Raw genomic sequence first — 16,045 nt, forward strand, 5'->3', positions numbered from 1 at the left:
GGGATGTCACTGCGTCCCCCGGCAAACCTAAAACAAGCAGATCAGCCAGAGCCTGGCAACACGGAGTAAAGCGATGAAATTCAAGACCATGAGCGTGCACAGCGGCCAGCGGATCGATCCCCAGACCGGCGCCCTCACCACCCCGCTCTACCAGAGCAGCACCTTCAGCTACGTCAACGCCCAGGCGGGCAAGGAGCGGTTCGCTGGCCAGGCCCCCGGCTTCATCTACAGCCGCTTCGGCAACCCCACCACCGCCGAGCTGGAGCAAAAACTCGCGGCGCTGGAGGGGGCCGACGAGGCGCTGGTGCTGGCGAGCGGCATGGCAGCGGTGAGCGCCATCCTCTATGCCCTGGCAGACAGCGGCGATGAGGTGGCCTACATAGGCCCGCTCTACGGCGGCACCGATGCCTTCCTCAAGCAGACCTTCAGCCGCGCCGGCATCAGGGTCTCCGCCTACGACAGCGATCAGGATCTCTTGGCCAACATCAGCCCCGCCACCAAGGTGGTGCTGTTCGAAACGCTGACCAACCCCACCCTCAAGGTGGTGGATCCGCGGGTGGTGGTCGAGGCGGCCCGCAAGGTGAGCGCCATCAGCGTCTGTGACAACACCTTCCTCACCCCCTATCTGCTGCGCCCCCTGGAGCTTGGCATCGATGTCGTGATGCACAGTGGCACCAAGTACCTGGGCGGCCATGGCGACATCATCGCCGGGGTGGTGGCCGGCCGCCACGAACTGATGAAAACCATTCGTACAGTGGCACTCAAGCACATCGGCTCCCCCATAGGGCCGCAGGAGGCCTACCTGCTGCAACGGGGGGTCAAGACACTGCCGCTGCGCATGGATGCCCATCTGCACAACGCCCAGAGAGTCGCCGACTTCCTCGCCGCCCACCCGGCGGTGAAGAAGGTGATCTACCCGGGACTCGCCAGCCACCCGGGTCACGACGCCCTCGGCGCCTTCGCCAGCGGCTTCGGCGGCATGGTGAGCATAGAGCTGGAGGGGGGATTCAAGCGCTGCGCCACCCTGCTCGACAACCTGCAGTTGTTCGTGCAGGCGGTGAGCCTCGGCGATCTCGAGAGCCTGGCCTGCCACCCGGCCAGCACCACCCACGCCGCCATGGACGAGGCGAGCCGGCTGGCGGCCGGGGTGAATGATGATCTCATCCGCTTCAGCATAGGGGTGGAGGATGCCGACGATCTGATCGCCGATCTGGCGGCGGCCCTGGCCATCAGTTGAGAGCCCCCCTGCGAAGGGGATATGGATGATCGGAAACAATAAAGGGAAGGCCAGGCCTTCCCTTTTATCTTGCATCGCCCCTCGCGTGCGCGGCGAGGGCGCTCGTGCCGATCAGGCGTCGTGATAGTCCTGACAGGCGCTCAGGGTGTTCTCCATCAGGCTGGCCACCGTCATGGGGCCCACCCCACCGGGTACCGGTGTGATGAAGGCGGCGTGGCTGCGCGCCGTTTCAAACTCCACATCCCCGACCAGGGAGCCGTCGGCCAGGCGGTTGATGCCCACGTCGATCACCAAGGCGCCCGGCTTGATCCATTCACCGGGAATGAAGTTCGGCTTGCCCACCGCCACCACCAGCAGATCGGCGCGGCGAACCTGGGTCTCCAGATCCTGGGTGAAGCGATGGCAGGTGGTGGTGGTGCAGCCCGCCAGCAGCAGCTCCAGGGTCATAGGACGTCCCACGATATTGGAAGCACCGACCACCACCGCATGCAGGCCGTGGGTCTTGACCCCGGTCGCCTCGATCAGGGTCATGATGCCCTTGGGGGTGCAGGGGCGCAGCGCCGGGATGCGTTGTGCCAAGCGGCCCACGTTATAGGGGTGGAAGCCATCCACATCCTTGTCGGGACGAATGCGCTCCAGCACCTGGGTCGTGTCGCAATGGGCCGGCAGGGGCAATTGCACCAGGATCCCATCCACTTCTGCGTCCTCATTGAGCCGATCGATCAAGGCCAGCAACTCTGCCTGACTCGCGGTGGCACTCAAGTCATAGGAGCGGGAGACAAAGCCCACCTCTTCACAGGCGCGGCGCTTGCTGCCGACATAGACCTGAGAGGCCGGATCCATCCCGACCAAGATCACCGCCAACCCCGGCGCCCGCTTGCCCAAGGCCAACCGCTGTTGGACCTTCGCAGCGACCTGACTGCGAATCGTTTGCGCAACCTGTTTTCCATCAATGATTTTGGCAGACATCGTTCTTCACTCACCATGTGTTCAACTGCCGCGCATTGTCGCATTTTTTTGGCACGGATGTTAGCGGCTCGCGCTGGGCGGGCAATAAGTAGGCATTTGAATTTACTGACGGAAAAAGTCGTTGACGCTGCGTTTGTCGCTTGGGTATGATGCCCGCCCGTTGCCCAGCCGCCTCGCTCTGAGTATGCTGGACGGATAATTTCTCGGTGATTAGCGCAGCCCGGTAGCGCATCTGGTTTGGGACCAGAGGGTCAAAGGTTCGAATCCTTTATCACCGACCAAGTTCATCGAGGTGTCAGATAGACTTCTCGATACAGAGCGCCCTTAGCTCAGTCGGATAGAGCAACGGCCTTCTAAGCCGTGGGTCGCAGGTTCGAATCCTGCAGGGCGCACCATTAATGTTTACCCTCGTCTGGGGGTGTTCATTAACGGACAATTTCAGTGGTGGCTGTAGCTCAGTTGGTAGAGTCCCGGATTGTGATTCCGGTTGTCGTGGGTTCGAGCCCCATCAGCCACCCCATTATTTTCTGTTTGTGCCTTAGCGCCAACAGAGATCAGTCTGACTGACCGCGTGCACGCCTCGTCGCACGCTCAAGAACCGGCCATGTGCCGGTTTTTTTGTTTTTGGCGCCGGCATTTGCGAAACCGCCAGCCGCCCTCTTCCTCTTTCTCTCCTGCCCGCCGTGCCCTCCCCTGCGCGTATGTCCCTCTGCCTGATCCTGTCGGCACCGCGCTAAGCGCCTCTGGACCCATCCTCTATCCCGGCAAGAGCATCGCCAAAATAACTAATGATTCATGTAGTTAGCCTGAGGTCACAGAAATGAACTGGGCCATACTCCCTGCCTGACCTATCCCTAGGCACCATGACGCAGCGCAAACTTTGCCGCTTGGCACTGTGCTATTGCTGCAGGAACGCATGCATTCTGTTCACATATTGCCAACCGGGAGCGCTCGCCCAGGCAGAGCCATGCTGGGCACCGCGGTGAGGGTGCAAGAGAGCCGGATCAAGAGTTATCGGGGACGCTGCGCCACCTGGGGGTAGCAATCGTGAATATATTGTTAAAATAGATAGGCTTAATCCAATTCTTCGCGCGCCAGGCGCGAAACAAATGAACAACATACTGATAAATAAGGATTAATGGATAATGGCCCTGCCAGGTGATGACGACGGCCGTGCAATAACCACAGATAGCAAAGTGGAAATCTTCCCCATAATGAGTTGTTAGCCTTACAAACGACAGCCAAGGAGAGACTGAGATGAGTGAAGAAAGCAAATGCCCCTTCAACCACACCGCCGGCGTCGGCAGAACCAATCGGGACTGGTGGCCGAGCCAGCTGCGGCTGGATCTTCTGCACCAGCATTCCTCCAGCTCCGATCCCATGGACAAAGACTTCGATTACGTCAAGGCGTTCGAGAGCCTTGACTACAAGGCGCTCAAGAAAGACCTGGTCAGGCTGATGACCGACTCTCAGGAGTGGTGGCCGGCGGACTTCGGCCACTACGGACCGCAGTTCATCCGCATGGCCTGGCACGCCGCGGGGACCTATCGCACCACAGATGGCCGCGGCGGCGGCGGCCGCGGCCAGCAACGCTTCGCCCCCCTCAACAGCTGGCCCGACAACGTCAACATCGACAAGTCACGGCGCCTGCTCTGGCCCATCAAGCAGAAGTACGGCAGCCAGATCTCCTGGGCCGATCTGCTGATCCTCGCCGGCAACGTCGCCCTGGAGTCGATGGGCTTCAGAACCTTCGGTTTTGGCGGTGGCCGCGCGGACGTGTGGGAGCCGGATCAGGACGTCAACTGGGGCGATGAGATCGCCTGGCTCGGGGTTGATCCCGATCGGGTCAAAGGCGACCGCGAGCTTGCGGCCCCCTTTGGTGCCACCCACATGGGGCTGATCTACGTCAACCCCGAAGGCCCCAATGCCAGCGGCGACTACATGGAGGCGGCCAAAGACATCCGCTCCACCTTCGGCCGCATGGCCATGAATGACGAAGAGACGGTCGCCCTCATTGCCGGTGGCCACACCTTCGGCAAGGCCCACGGCGCCGCCCCCGAGTCCCACAAGGGGCCCGAGCCGGAAGCCGCGCCCCTGGAAGCCCAGGGCCTCGGCTGGGTGAGCAATTACGGCAGCGGCCATGGCAAGGACACCATCTCCAGCGGCATCGAGGTGACCTGGACCAAGACCCCGGCGCTGTGGAGCAACAACTTCTTCGAGAACCTGTTCAACTACGAGTGGGAGCTGACCAAGTCACCGGCTGGCGCCAAGCAGTGGGTGGCCAAGGATGCACCGGAGATCATTCCCGATGCCCATATCCCGGGCAAGTTCCACAAGCCGACCATGCTGACCACCGACTTGACCCTGCGGTTCGATCCGGAATTCGGCAAGATCTCCCGCCACTTCTACGAGGATCCGCAGGCCTTCGCCGACGCTTTCGCCCGTGCCTGGTTCAAGTTGACCCACCGCGACATGGGCCCCGTGGCTCGTTATCTGGGCCCGGAAGTGCCGAAGGAAGAGTTGATCTGGCAAGACCCCATCCCCGCCGTCAATCACGAGCTGGTCGATGACAAAGACGTCGCCGCGCTCAAGGAGAAGATCCTCGCCTCCTCCCTGTCCGTCGCCGAGCTGGCGTCGACCGCATGGGCTGCGGCCTCGAGCTTCCGTGGCTCAGACAAACGCGGCGGCGCCAACGGTGCGCGCATCCGGCTCGCCCCGCAAAACCAGTGGGAAGCCAACCAGCCGGCACAGTTGGCGAAGGTGCTGAAGGTGCTCGAGGGTATCCAGGCGGACTTTAACAAGGAGGCCAAGGGCGGCAAGCGGGTATCCCTGGCCGATCTGATCGTGATCGCGGGCGGTTCCGGCGTCGAACTGGCGGCGAAGAAAGCCGGTGTCGTGGTGACGGTGCCGTTCAGGCCAGGCCGCATGGACGCCTCCCAGGCACAGACCGACGTCGAGGCGTTCGCCGTGCTGGAACCCCTCGCAGACGGTTTCCGCAACTATCTGGGCGGCGACTACGCGGAGCTCTCGGAAGCCATGCTGGTCGACAAGGCACAGCTGCTGACGCTCACCGCGCCCGAGATGACGGTGCTGGTCGGTGGCCTGCGCATGCTGGGGGCCAACGCCGGCGCCAAACACGGGATCCTGACCTCGACCCCCGGGACGCTCTCCAACGACTTCTTCGTCAACCTGCTCGACATGGGCACGGAGTGGAAGCCGGCCGGCGTCAAAGGCGTCTACGAGGGAATAGATCGCAAGACGGGCAAGGCGAAGTGGACGGGGACGCGCGTCGATCTCGTGTTCGGCTCGAACTCCCAGCTGCGGGCACTGGCCGAGGTCTACGCCAGCGCCGATGCGAAGGAGAAATTCGTGAAGGACTTCGTGGCGGCCTGGACCAAGGTGATGAACCTGGATCGCTTCGATCTGGCCTGAGTTTGAAAGAGTAGCGACCAACGCTCCGGTTTCCGCGGATGGCATTCAGGCCATCGCGGGCATCGGAGCGTTGTTTTTGATGGACTAGACAGGCCCCAATGCAAAAAGCCCGACCATATGGTCGGGTTTTGCTATTTGGCGATAGGCCGGGATTGACTCGCACCATCCCTGGCACTCGCCCTGCGGGCAGCCTTCAGCTGTCCAAGCGGGCTATCCTGCCCGCTTGTCGAACAGGGTTCGAACCGAGCCGCCCGTCACCGGAAAAAGTAAGAGGGCCTGTCTTGCGACAGGCCCTCTTACTTTATTTGGCGGTGAGGGAGGGATGATTCGCCACTGCGTGGCTCACCCCTTCGGGGCGGCCTACGGCCGTTCATCGCAGCAAGCTGCTCTGCTCGAACCCGGGCGAGGGTTCTCACCCTCCCTCTATTGGCATCAGGGAATGTGGTGTTCCCGGATGCGAAAAACCGACCCTGAGGTCGGTTTTTCAATTTGGCGGTGAGGGAGGGATTCGAACCCTCGATACGTTGCCGTATACACACTTTCCAGGCGTGCTCCTTCAGCCACTCGGACACCTCACCAAATTTTTGTCTGTTGTTTAAGGTGTTCAGCCAACACCGGTTCGTTGCGCCATTGCACCGGAACGGGGCGTAATTTAGGGGAAAGCCCCGCCTGCGTCAACGGCTTTTTGGCTGCCACGAACCGTTCGCACATTTAACGAACAGATCAATGCACCGATTCAGGTGCGACCTGGATTTCTGGCAGGTTCAGGAAGCCCAGCCGCTCACATTCGGCCACCACTTCGTGGGTCGCCGCCGTGGTGCTCTCGACGAACAGCAGGAACTGCTCCACGCTCAGCCCCGCCTTGGTGAAGACGGTATGGCCCACGATGAGGCGCGGCAGGTTGTCGTCGATGATGTCGAGGAACACCTTGAGCGAGGGATATTGCATGTTGAGGCGACCCAGCTCGGCCATCACTGGCAGCAGCGACGAGGGGCGGACCTCCAGTTCGGATGAGAACAGCAGCCCTTCCTCTTCGACAAAGATCCGGCTCTCCTGGATACCCTCGACAGACTGCAGGGACACCATGTGGATGCCATGACACTGATCGCACACATAGTGCTCGATCCTGGCCTGTTGCAACCACCGCATTATCATTTCAGAGCTGGGGATATTCATCATTTTCACGAACACAATAAGGATCAAGGGGCGCAGTCTAAACCAATTTTCCGACAACCAAAAGTACACAGGCCGGATAAGCCGGCGTCTCGCTTCTTTTTGGCAAGCGCTATGCATATACTCAGCCATTCTCGCCTCACACTCGCCCCACAGGGGGCCCGATGACCATCCAAGAAAAATATCGCCTGCATCTGAAGTCCCTCTCGGATGAATTGCTTGCCCTGCAAAAGCCCATCCGCATCCTGGATTCCATCAAGTGGCCCCGCCACCTGCAGACCGAGTTTCTGGCCAAGGGCGGACGAGAGTTGCCGGCCATCGACGCCAACTTCTATCAGGCCCTCCCCCTCGGCTTCGATCCGCGCAACAAGTATCTGGAGCTCAAGGAGCTGAGGGACAGGATCCGCCGACGACTCGGCCCTCAGGACGATCTGGGCCGGATCCTGCAAGAGACGGTCGATCAGTACATGGTGGTGATCGAGATGCTGCGCCAGCGCGGGCAGCCGGACTTCCAGCGTTACAGCCAGCTGCTGTACGGCTCCGCCAGCGACCACCTGCGCGGGGATCGCAAGACCCTCAAGGAGCTGGGTGCCAGGCTGTGCGACATCTTCTCGCTGCCCGGCGCCCGCCACCTGGTACGCCCCTACCCCAAGGAGTTTGAGGGGGAAGCGGCGGTAGCCAAGCTACAGGGCAAGCTGTCGAACTACTTCAGCGACGGCACAGTGCAGGTCAAGCTGAGCGATGGCATCGTCTCGGACGCCGCCGCCGGGGGGGATTATATCAAGCTGAGCTCCCACGCCCGTTTCTCCGAGCTGGACCTGCAGGTGCTGGAGGTGCACGAGGGCTGGGTGCATGTCGGCACCACCCTCAACGGTCGCCAGCAATCCTATGCCACCTGGCTCGGAGCGGGTTCGCCGCGCATCACCGCCTGCCAGGAGGGATTGGCGGTGCTCATCGAGACGCTCACCTTCAGCTCCTTCCCGGACAGGGCCAAACGTATCTCGGATCGGGTGATGGCCATCGACATGGCGGAGCGTGGCGCCGACTTCATCGAGGTGTTCCGCCATTTCGTCGAAAAGGGGGCCAGCGAGCACGATGCCTACAAGATCACCCAGCGGGTGTTTCGCGGCGGCATGGTCGAGGGGGGCGCCTGCTTCACCAAGGATCTCTCCTACGTGAAGGGCTATGTGGAGACGGTCAACTTCATCCGCAGCGCCGTGCTGGAGGGGGTGCCCGAGATCCTGCCCATGCTGTTCGTGGGCAAGGTGACCCTGGACGACATCCCGGTGCTCTACCAACACTACCTGGAGGGGCTGATCGATGCGCCCCGCTACCTGCCCCCCATGTTCCGCGATCTCACCGGCCTCTATGTCTGGTTCGGCTTCGCCTCCGGCATGTCGCTGGTGGACATAGGCCGGGTGCAGCAGCATTTTCGTCAGCTGTTCCACCGCCTGCCGGTGGCCGATCCCATCATAGCGCCGGTGGACATCGAGATAGACTGAGCCACCCGCGGATGCAAGAAGGGCGCCCTGTCGGCGCCCTTTTGCTTTGCATGCTCGGTTACTTGAAGGCCTGGCCATCCAGGTAGTGCTTGCGGCAAAGCGACACATAGCGATCGTTGCCGCCGATCTCCACCTGCTCGCCGTCACGCATCACCTGCCCCGCCTCGTTGACTCTGGAGTTCATGTGCGCCTTGTTGCCGCACCAGCAGATGCTTTTCAGCTCCTCGAACTTGTCGGCCAGGCAGAGCAGATGGTAGGAGCCGGGGAACAGCTCCCCCCGAAAATCGGTCTTGAGGCCATAGGCGATGACCGGGATCTTGAGCTCATCGACGATGCGGGCGAGCTGGTACACCTGCTCGCGGGTCAGGAACTGCGCCTCGTCGACGATGAACACATCGATCTTCTTCTCGCCGTGACGAGCCTTGACCATCTCGAGCAGATCGCAGCTGTCACTGAACACCTCCACCTTCAGCTCCAGCCCCACTCTGGCGCTGATCACCCCGGCCCCGAAGCGATCGTCGATGACGGGCGTCATGGCCAGCGGAACCATGCCGCGCTCCAGGTAGTTGAAGTGGGCCTGGATGAGCTGGGTGGACTTGCCTGAGTTCATGGTGGCAAATTTGTAGTGCAGTGAAGCCATGGTGCTGTTCCGAAACTGAATTTATGGGGCGCATGCTAACCAAAGCCCCCGCCAAAACCAAGGGGCCCGTGGGCCCCTTGTTCTATTTTATGCGATAGCCAGGTCTCGCTGGATCCGGGCCTTGCGCAGATGGTAGCCGGAGAAGATCACGAACCAGAGCGCGCTGACCGTGAAGCCCGCCAGCACCGAGTGCATCAGCCCCATCACCAGGTAACCGAGCGCGGCACCGAAGGCGATGGCCAGCGCATAGGGCAACTGGGTCATCACGTGATCGATGTGATGGCAGCCGGCGCCGGTGGCCGACAGTATGCTGGTACTGGAGATGGGCGAGCTGTGATCGCCGAACACCGAGCCCGCCAGCACCGCGGCCAGCATCGGCAGCATCAGGCTGATGTCGCTGGCGGCCGCCATGTCGCCGGCCAGCGGCAGCATGATGCCGAAGGTGCCCCAGCTGGTACCGGTGGCAAAGGCCATGGCACAGGAGAGGATGAACACCACCGCCGGCAGCACTTCGATCGGCAGGTTGCCATTGGCCATGGAGGCCAGATACTTGCCGGTCTCCACGTCACGCACCACGGCGCCTATGGTCCAGGCGAACAGCAGTATGTTGATCGCCGGCAACATGGCCATGATCCCTTGCGGTGCGGCCTTCATCCAGTTTCTGGCCCCAAGCTTGAGGCGCATGGCCAGACCGATGGAGACCACCAGGCTGCACAGGGCACCGTAGACCAGGGAGGAGCCGACATTGGTGTTCTCGAACGAGCCGAGCACACTGAACGGCAGGCCTTTGCCCTCCAACACGGCGGCGCCGGAATCGATCATGAAGTAGACGGTCGCCAGGGTCAGGGTCAGGATCGGCAGCACCATGTCGATCATGCCGCCATTGCTCTCCTCCGGAGACTCCATGTCCAGCCCGATGGGACGGCCCTTGGACTCGTCCCACAGCTTGCCCTCCAGCGCCCACTGCTCATGCTGACGCATGGAGCCGATGTCGAGCTGGAACGCGATCACCACCAGTACCATGATCAGGGTGAACACGGCATAGAGGTTCATCGGGATCATCTCGACGAAGGCGGAGATGGGACTCTGATCGGTCAGGCCATGGGCCGCCATGATACCCCCCACCAGGGCGATGATGTAGGCCCCCCAGGAGGAGATGGGCATCAGCACGCAGACCGGTGCGGCGGTGGAGTCGAGCAGATAGGCCAGCTTGGCGCGGGAGATCTGGAAGCGATCGGTGACCGGACGGCAGATGGCCCCCACCGACAGGCTGTGGAAGAAGTCATCGATGAAGAAGGCAAACACCATCATGCCGGTGAGGGCCTTGGCCCCCTTGCGGGTCTTGGCACGGCGCTCGGCCCACTCGGCGAAGGCCCGGGTCGCACCGGAGACGCTCATCAGGCTGATGAGACCGCCCAGCAGCAACATGAACAGGATCATGTTGACGTTGTCACGGTTCAACGCACCGTCGACCCAGACGATCTTGAGCACGGTATTCAGCATGTAATGCAGGGAATCGAGCGGGGAGAACTGGTTGAGCAGCAGGCTGCCGGCCACGATACCGACCCCCAGCGACACCAGAACGCGACGGGTGATGATCGCCAGGGCGACGGCCAATAAAGGGGGAATGACTGACCAACCGGAGTCGGCGTAATGAACGATGTCCATGATCTCTTTGCACCTAAAGACAGCAGGTGGAGATCTACCGAGAGGATCTAAAGAAACAAAACCCGGGGCGGGCATACTCCTCAGCCCCTTCAGGTAGCGCTCCATAGTGGATGACTATGGCAGTCCTGCACCTATTAGATGCAGAACCAGCAACCCGGTATGATGGCCTGGTCACTTCGGCGCCGGCTCCTTTCATCGAGCATCGCAGGCATCACCCTCCGCTCGGTTACTCATAGGCAGCGCGCCTCTACTTAAAGGTATTCGGGGCACATTTTATCGGGACACCGCGTGATAGCAAGTTTTTTGATTAAAATTCAATGTTAGTGCAGGGATCTTACGCAAAATGGTAGTCAAATGGTGCGAACAATCCAATATAGACAACATTTTCATCTACTTGAATCTCATTTGGAGATGACAACCTCAATACCGATGCTATATCTTCCCGCCAATTATTCACCTGGCTTAATTTACCTGCCGAATTAATTAATTCAGTTTGCTTGACTTGATGCCAAACCACCCTTTAAATTATCGAAAAGCACATCTCATTTCCTTAATATTCCTGCGCGCGTGGTAGCCTATATGAACGAATTTCTGAAAGTCCTGCTGAATATCCGTAGCCTGCGGGCGACTTGCCGTGAATTGACTCTGGAACAACTGGAAGAGGGTCTGGAAAAACTCACCGCCATCGTCACCGAGCGCCAGCAGGATGAATCCGCCGAGCGTCAGGCCCGTGCAGAGCACCAGCGAAAAATTACCGAATATGCCGAGATGTTGAAGGCCGCAGGCATAGATCCAGCCGAATTAGTGGGTAGTGTTGCCATCGATGCTCCCAAGGCCGGCAAGGGCAAGCGAGCGCCCCGCCCCGCCAAATATCGTTATCTGGATAACGGGGTGGAAAAAACCTGGACCGGTCAGGGTCGCATGCCCTCCGCCATTGCCAAGGCCGTGGCCGAAGGGAAATCCGTGGAAGATTTTGCCATCTGATGCATCCCGTATTGTTCAAATAAAAAAACCTCGCCTGGCGAGGTTTTTTTATTTCCGTAGATGGTGGTCACTCAGCCCCGATCGGCCGCCTTGACCCACAACACCTCGGGGGTGCCGGTGCAGGCCAGCAGGTATCTGGCCACGGTGAAGAACCAGTCACTCAGCCTGTTCAGATAAGGCAGGATGGCCGGATTCACCTGCTCTGCACGGCTCAAGCCCAGCAGCAGGCGCTCGCAGCGCCGGGTCAGGGTACGCACCACATGAGCCTGTGCCGCCGCCCGTGAGCCGCTCGGTAAAATGAAATTGCGCAATACCGGCAACTGGGCGCTATAGGCATCGATCTGTTGCTCGAGTCTGGCGGTCCAGTCCTCGTTGACTTGCCACAGGCTGGCATTCTGCGCCGCACTGGAAAAAGCCAGCTCCCCGCCCAGATCAAACAACTCCTGCTGCAACTGCACCAGCTGGGCCAATAACACCGCCTCTTGCGACGGTATTTCGGCAATAAGCAGACCTATCTGGGAATTCAATTCATCCACGGCGCCATAGGTCTCGACCCGCATATCATCTTTGGCAAGCTGGGCACCGTCCGCCAGACGGGTGAGGCCCTTGTCCCCTTGTCGGGTATATATTCTCATACTGACATCCTGTTAATAATGGGAATAATCATGGTCTCCAGCCCATTGAGCTTGATCTCGTACGCCAGCGCCAATGACTGGCCCAGGCTACCGGCTGGAAAACCTGTCCGTGCCATCCACACCAGATAGGGCTCGGGAATATCGATGATGCGTCGCCCCTGATATTTACCGTATGGCATCTTCTTCGCCAGGCTGAGCAATACCCGCTCGTCAGATAATCCATCCATATTAATCAATATTCAGATATTTGTGGGTCTGGATGGAGAGCCGCCAATTACGGGCGATACAGGTCGCCATGGCCAGCTCGGTCGCCCTGGGCTTCTGGCTGATGGGCTGCAGCGCTATCATCACATCGGGACGCAGGCTGGCCGTCGCCAGCAAGGCGTCGAGCTCCTCGATATGGCGTTCAGTGGCCACCGGGTGCTTGATCTCGTTGGCACGCTCGAGCGCCGACACCAGCACCGGCAAGCCCCCCTTCATGCCTATCTTGGGAGAGACGGTGACCCAAGTGTCGTCGTGGGTCTGGATCTCGCTGGTACCACTGGTCTCGATCTGCACCTGATACCCCGCCGCCAGCAAGGCCGCTGATAGCTCATGCAGGTCATACAGGCAGGGCTCACCACCGGTTAACACCACGTGGCGGGCCCGGTAACCCAGCGTCTCGAAGCTGGCCAGGATCTGCACCGTGCTCATCTTGCTCCAGCCATCGGACTCGTTGGAACGATCAAGCACCTCGCTACTGCCCACCTCACGCGCCGGATCCACCACCCAGGTATGACGGGTGTCACACCAGGGACAGCCCACCGGGCAGCCCTGCAGGCGAACGAAGATGGCGGGCAGGCCGGTGAAGACGCCCTCCCCCTGGATGGTCTGGAAGATCTCGTTGATTGGGTAGTGCATGCTGATCACGGCTTGTTGCAAAAGGCGCGGATTATACCCCAAACCGGGGCAAGACGCAGGCTCAGGATCCGCTTTTCTCACCCAGCCCGGTTTTCTCACGCAGGCGGGCCATGACCCCGACCCGATCGGCCAGATAATGGTTCAAGCCACGGCTGCGCAGCTCGCAGGCGGGACAGCTGCCACAGCCATCCCCCAGGATGCCGTTGTAGCAGGTGAGCGTCTGCTGGCGCACCCTGTCGAGCTGACCATAATGATCCGCCAGCGCCCAGGTTTCGGCCTTGTCGAGCCACATCAGCGGCGTCTCGAAGCGAATGCCGCGATCCAACCCAAGGGAGACCGCTTGGTTGAGCGCCTTGACGAACTCGTCGCGGCAATCCGGGTAACCGGAGAAGTCGGTCTCGCAGACCCCGGTGATCACCGTCTCGGCGCCGACCTGATAGGCGTAGATGGAGGCCAGGGTCAGAAACAGGATGTTGCGGCCCGGCACGAAGGTGTTGGGCAGGCCGTTGTCCTGCAGCTCGCCGCTGACCGGGATCTCGTCCCGGGTCAGGGCCGAAACCGCCAGCTCCCCCAGCATGGTCACATCCATCACCTTGTGAGCGGCGATGCCAAACTCGCTGGCCAGACGGCGAGCGGTGTCGATCTCCTCCCGGTGGCGCTGGCCATAGTCGAAGGTGATGGCGTGCACTTCATCATAGCGGGCCAGGGCCTGCACCAGGCAGGTGGTACTGTCCTGACCACCACTGAATACCACGACGGCTTTTTTCACGTTCATCACTCCTGTTTGCAATTCAGATTCAAGCGCGGCGACCTTGTGCAAAGTCATGCCACTGCTGGTTCAACTGGGAAAAGAGGTTCATCAGCGGGGCGAAGCGCTCGGGCTCCCCCTCCCACTGGGATAACAGATGGTAGCCCGCCTCCAGGGTCGACAGCGCCTCGGGGAACGGCTTCTTGCGAATGGAATATTGACCCGCCATGGCGCCGAGTTTGATCCTCGGCAACTGCAGCAGGGCCGGGTTGCTGTGCAACATGCGATACGCCTTGCGCCAGGTACCATCGAGCAGGATAAAATGCACCTCATGGGCTGGCGGGATGCGCTCGCGCACCTGCGCCAGGGTCAGGGCCTGATCGTCTGGCCACAGCAAATAGCATTGCACCTTGGGATCAGCGAGCAGGGCATTGAGCCAGTCGGCATCGGCGAAGCTCTCCCCCACATGAATGCGGGCCTGGCTGAGGGAGGCAGCCAGCAGGGCGGCCGTGCCCTTGGGGTGAGCCACCTCGGTCGGATGCTGCAGAATGTGGAGCGGGGCAAGATGGGTCACCTGCTGAATATAATCACACAGGCAGGCTTTGAGGGCTCGGGTGCAGCGTGTACAGTAACGGCTCTCTTTGTCGTTGGACCGTTTCATGTTGTCAGAAAAATCGGGTTTGCTCTGGGTCATCACGCTTTCGCTCGTCACTGCCTTGCTCTTCCTCACAGTACCAAATCACCTGATCTCCTTCGATCGTACCCTGATAGCCCATGGCGAAGGGTGGCGCATCATAACAGGCAATCTGGCCCACACCAACGGATGGCACCTGCTGCTCAATCTGAGCGGCCTGGGCGTGCTCTACAGCCTGTTTCGCGAGTACCTGGCGGGCTGGCGCCTGCCCGTGCTGCTCTTGCTGCTGGGAACGGCCGTCGGCCTGGGGATCTGGTGGTGGTGCCCGCAGACCCAGTGGTACATGGGGTTGTCCGGCGCCTTGCATGGGCTCTTCGTGTGGGGCGCCTTGCAGGATATCCGCCATCGCCGCCATTCGGGCTGGCTGATGTTGCTGGGGATCCTCATCAAGCTCGGACTGGACTTCTACAGCGCCGGTGAGAGCCCGGCCTCCCTGCTGATCGGCGCCCGGGTTCACATCGAATCACATCTGATTGGCTCAGCCGCAGGCCTGTTGCTCGGCCTGCTGCCATTCGGTCTGGGTGCCCAGACCGTCAAGCCCTGAGCCCAACTGATGGCCGGGCGGCCAGACCGCTCAGGGTCTGATCACCGTATCTCCCCGCATCGCTACCGTTCCACAGACAACAGGCCGGATGTTCAATCCGGCCTGTTGTCATCCAGGTCTTATCGGCTCAACTCGGCGTTGATGCTGGCCAGCACCGCGGCCGGATCGGCGGCCTGGGTGATGGGACGCCCTATCACCAGGTAATCTGCCCCCGCCTCTATCGCCGCCAGCGGCGTCATGACGCGGCGCTGATCCCCCGCCGCCGAGCCGGTCGGGCGAATGCCCGGCGTGACCAGCTTGAAGTCGGCCCCGAGCAAGGTTTTCAACTCATGGGCCTCCTCGGCGGAGCAGACCACCCCATCCAAGCCAGCCTCCTTGGTGAGCTTGGCCAGCCGGATCACCTGCTCGGCCGGGCCGACGCTGAGGCCGAGGGGCGCCATATCGGACTGCTCCATGCTGGTCAGCACTGTCACGCCGATCAACAGGGGCGCCTTGTCGCCATAGGGCGCGAGCGCTTCTTTGGCGGCCCGCATCATGCGCTCGCCCCCGCTGGCGTGGACGTTCACCATCCAGACGCCCAGCTCGGCACTGGCCGCCACCGCCTTGGCGACTGTGTTCGGAATGTCGTGAAACTTCAGATCCAGAAACACATCGAATCCCTTGGCGACCAGCTGACGTACGAATTGGGGGCCAAACAGGGTGAACATCTCCTTGCCTACCTTGAGGCGGCACTGGGCCGGGGAGATCTGTTCAATGAAGGCGAAGGCATCGGCCTCGTGCTGATAGTCCAGCGCAACCAGTACTTTGGGATCTAGCATTTCACTTCCTATGGGTTGTTGTTCACCGTCCAGACCAAGGCTCAGCTTGAGGCCCTGGGATCTGGTATTTCATCATTTTTCTGAGCAGCGATTCATCGTCT

The 16,045-nt window shown here is 60.8% G+C and carries 15 protein-coding genes, 4 tRNA genes, 1 other RNA gene and 1 riboswitch; of the genes, 8 read left to right on the forward strand and 12 right to left on the reverse strand.

Annotated features, from left to right (window positions below; genetic code table 11):
* The first annotated feature begins 73 nt into the window (after nt 1-73).
* Nucleotides 74-1,237, forward strand: coding sequence for a trans-sulfuration enzyme family protein (locus tag EL255_RS11610; protein WP_042652334.1), 1,164 nt, complete (start codon nt 74-76; stop codon nt 1,235-1,237).
* Between the two features lie 111 nt (nt 1,238-1,348).
* Here EL255_RS11610 and folD read toward each other — a convergent pair whose 3' ends face one another.
* Complete coding sequence (gene folD, locus EL255_RS11615) at nt 1,349-2,206, reverse strand: bifunctional methylenetetrahydrofolate dehydrogenase/methenyltetrahydrofolate cyclohydrolase FolD (RefSeq protein ID WP_042652335.1); 858 nt, start codon at nt 2,204-2,206, stop codon at nt 1,349-1,351.
* A 204-nt stretch (nt 2,207-2,410) separates the two neighbouring features.
* Between folD and EL255_RS11620 the strand changes: the two genes are divergently transcribed.
* From EL255_RS11620 to katG, 4 genes are all read left to right on the forward strand, one after another.
* Nucleotides 2,411-2,487 (forward strand) — tRNA-Pro (locus tag EL255_RS11620).
* Between the two features lie 37 nt (nt 2,488-2,524).
* Nucleotides 2,525-2,601, forward strand: a tRNA-Arg gene (locus tag EL255_RS11625).
* Between the two features lie 49 nt (nt 2,602-2,650).
* Nucleotides 2,651-2,726, forward strand: a tRNA-His gene (locus EL255_RS11630).
* A gap of 737 nt (nt 2,727-3,463) precedes the next feature.
* Nucleotides 3,464-5,638 carry a catalase/peroxidase HPI gene (katG, locus tag EL255_RS11635; RefSeq protein WP_042652336.1) on the forward strand — a complete coding sequence of 725 codons (2,175 nt, stop codon included), beginning with the start codon at nt 3,464-3,466 and terminating at the stop codon, nt 5,636-5,638.
* Nucleotides 5,639-5,944: 306 nt separating this feature from the next.
* Here the strand turns inward: katG and EL255_RS11640 are convergent.
* The 3 genes from EL255_RS11640 to EL255_RS11650 form a co-directional block, all read right to left on the reverse strand.
* A non-coding RNA gene (locus tag EL255_RS11640) (RtT sRNA) lies at nt 5,945-6,074 on the reverse strand.
* A gap of 54 nt (nt 6,075-6,128) precedes the next feature.
* A tRNA-Ser gene (locus EL255_RS11645) sits at nt 6,129-6,216 on the reverse strand.
* A gap of 145 nt (nt 6,217-6,361) precedes the next feature.
* A complete protein-coding gene (locus tag EL255_RS11650; protein ID WP_084228281.1) occupies nt 6,362-6,817 on the reverse strand; it encodes a type III secretion system chaperone family protein in 456 nt (151 codons plus the stop codon).
* A 158-nt stretch (nt 6,818-6,975) separates the two neighbouring features.
* Between EL255_RS11650 and EL255_RS11655 the strand changes: the two genes are divergently transcribed.
* On the forward strand, nt 6,976-8,313 hold the full coding sequence (locus tag EL255_RS11655; RefSeq protein WP_042652338.1) for a flavohemoglobin expression-modulating QEGLA motif protein: 1,338 nt from the start codon (nt 6,976-6,978) through the stop codon (nt 8,311-8,313).
* A 58-nt stretch (nt 8,314-8,371) separates the two neighbouring features.
* Here the strand turns inward: EL255_RS11655 and EL255_RS11660 are convergent, their stop codons facing one another.
* Nucleotides 8,372-8,953, reverse strand: a complete 582-nt coding sequence (locus EL255_RS11660) for a thymidine kinase (RefSeq protein WP_042652339.1) — start codon at nt 8,951-8,953, stop codon at nt 8,372-8,374.
* Between the two features lie 87 nt (nt 8,954-9,040).
* The gene (locus EL255_RS11665) at nt 9,041-10,621 is read right to left on the reverse strand and encodes a Na+/H+ antiporter NhaC family protein (RefSeq protein ID WP_042652340.1); all 1,581 of its coding nucleotides are present in this window, start codon (nt 10,619-10,621) and stop codon (nt 9,041-9,043) included.
* Between the two features lie 86 nt (nt 10,622-10,707).
* Nucleotides 10,708-10,879, reverse strand: a riboswitch (Lysine riboswitch).
* Between the two features lie 321 nt (nt 10,880-11,200).
* Between EL255_RS11665 and EL255_RS11670 the strand changes: the two genes are divergently transcribed.
* Nucleotides 11,201-11,605, forward strand: coding sequence for an H-NS family histone-like protein (locus tag EL255_RS11670; RefSeq protein ID WP_042652341.1), 405 nt, complete (start codon nt 11,201-11,203; stop codon nt 11,603-11,605).
* 71 nt (nt 11,606-11,676) lie between these two features.
* On the opposite strand, the gene EL255_RS11675 is transcribed toward EL255_RS11670, so the two are convergent.
* From EL255_RS11675 to EL255_RS11695, 5 genes are all read right to left on the reverse strand, one after another.
* Nucleotides 11,677-12,240 (reverse strand): cob(I)yrinic acid a,c-diamide adenosyltransferase, encoded by a 564-nt coding sequence (locus EL255_RS11675; RefSeq protein WP_042652342.1) that lies wholly within the window; start codon nt 12,238-12,240, stop codon nt 11,677-11,679.
* The gene (locus EL255_RS11680) at nt 12,237-12,467 is read right to left on the reverse strand and encodes a DUF3820 family protein (RefSeq protein ID WP_042652343.1); all 231 of its coding nucleotides are present in this window, start codon (nt 12,465-12,467) and stop codon (nt 12,237-12,239) included. Before EL255_RS11680 ends, EL255_RS11675 begins: the two co-directional genes overlap by 4 nt.
* A 1-nt stretch (nt 12,468) precedes the next feature.
* Nucleotides 12,469-13,140, reverse strand: a complete 672-nt coding sequence (queE, locus tag EL255_RS11685) for a 7-carboxy-7-deazaguanine synthase QueE (RefSeq protein ID WP_042652344.1) — start codon at nt 13,138-13,140, stop codon at nt 12,469-12,471.
* 61 nt (nt 13,141-13,201) lie between these two features.
* Entirely contained in the window at nt 13,202-13,909 is a 708-nt protein-coding gene (gene queC, locus EL255_RS11690; RefSeq protein WP_042652522.1) for a 7-cyano-7-deazaguanine synthase QueC, read from the reverse strand.
* Between the two features lie 28 nt (nt 13,910-13,937).
* Nucleotides 13,938-14,549, reverse strand: a complete 612-nt coding sequence (locus EL255_RS11695) for a tRNA-uridine aminocarboxypropyltransferase (protein ID WP_042652345.1) — start codon at nt 14,547-14,549, stop codon at nt 13,938-13,940.
* On the opposite strand from EL255_RS11695, the gene rrtA reads away from it, so the two are divergent.
* Complete coding sequence (rrtA, locus tag EL255_RS11700) at nt 14,548-15,126, forward strand: rhombosortase (protein ID WP_197720886.1); 579 nt, start codon at nt 14,548-14,550, stop codon at nt 15,124-15,126. The genes EL255_RS11695 and rrtA overlap by 2 nt on opposite strands.
* 119 nt (nt 15,127-15,245) lie before the next feature.
* On the opposite strand, the gene pyrF is transcribed toward rrtA, so the two are convergent.
* The gene (pyrF, locus tag EL255_RS11705) at nt 15,246-15,944 is read right to left on the reverse strand and encodes an orotidine-5'-phosphate decarboxylase (RefSeq protein ID WP_042652347.1); all 699 of its coding nucleotides are present in this window, start codon (nt 15,942-15,944) and stop codon (nt 15,246-15,248) included.
* Between the last annotated feature and the right edge of the window lie 101 nt (nt 15,945-16,045).

The organism is Aeromonas encheleia (genome assembly GCF_900637545.1).
Lineage (GTDB): Bacteria > Pseudomonadota > Gammaproteobacteria > Enterobacterales > Aeromonadaceae > Aeromonas > Aeromonas encheleia.

What these genes read in the sequence shown, in the direction of transcription:
- folD (WP_042652335.1), bottom strand. Translation starts at nt 2,206, where the DNA reads ATGTCTGCCAAAATCATTGATGGAAAACAGGTTGCGCAAACGATTCGC.
- queE (WP_042652344.1), bottom strand. Translation starts at nt 13,140, where the DNA reads ATGCACTACCCAATCAACGAGATCTTCCAGACCATCCAGGGGGAGGGC.
- EL255_RS11680 (WP_042652343.1), bottom strand. Translation starts at nt 12,467, where the DNA reads ATGGATGGATTATCTGACGAGCGGGTATTGCTCAGCCTGGCGAAGAAG.
- EL255_RS11610 (WP_042652334.1), top strand. Translation starts at nt 74, where the DNA reads ATGAAATTCAAGACCATGAGCGTGCACAGCGGCCAGCGGATCGATCCC.
- EL255_RS11695 (WP_042652345.1), bottom strand. Translation starts at nt 14,549, where the DNA reads ATGAAACGGTCCAACGACAAAGAGAGCCGTTACTGTACACGCTGCACC.
- pyrF (WP_042652347.1), bottom strand. Translation starts at nt 15,944, where the DNA reads ATGCTAGATCCCAAAGTACTGGTTGCGCTGGACTATCAGCACGAGGCC.
- rrtA (WP_197720886.1), top strand. Translation starts at nt 14,548, where the DNA reads ATGTTGTCAGAAAAATCGGGTTTGCTCTGGGTCATCACGCTTTCGCTC.
- EL255_RS11675 (WP_042652342.1), bottom strand. Translation starts at nt 12,240, where the DNA reads ATGAGAATATATACCCGACAAGGGGACAAGGGCCTCACCCGTCTGGCG.
- EL255_RS11650 (WP_084228281.1), bottom strand. Translation starts at nt 6,817, where the DNA reads ATGATGAATATCCCCAGCTCTGAAATGATAATGCGGTGGTTGCAACAG.
- EL255_RS11670 (WP_042652341.1), top strand. Translation starts at nt 11,201, where the DNA reads ATGAACGAATTTCTGAAAGTCCTGCTGAATATCCGTAGCCTGCGGGCG.
- EL255_RS11660 (WP_042652339.1), bottom strand. Translation starts at nt 8,953, where the DNA reads ATGGCTTCACTGCACTACAAATTTGCCACCATGAACTCAGGCAAGTCC.
- EL255_RS11665 (WP_042652340.1), bottom strand. Translation starts at nt 10,621, where the DNA reads ATGGACATCGTTCATTACGCCGACTCCGGTTGGTCAGTCATTCCCCCT.
- katG (WP_042652336.1), top strand. Translation starts at nt 3,464, where the DNA reads ATGAGTGAAGAAAGCAAATGCCCCTTCAACCACACCGCCGGCGTCGGC.
- EL255_RS11655 (WP_042652338.1), top strand. Translation starts at nt 6,976, where the DNA reads ATGACCATCCAAGAAAAATATCGCCTGCATCTGAAGTCCCTCTCGGAT.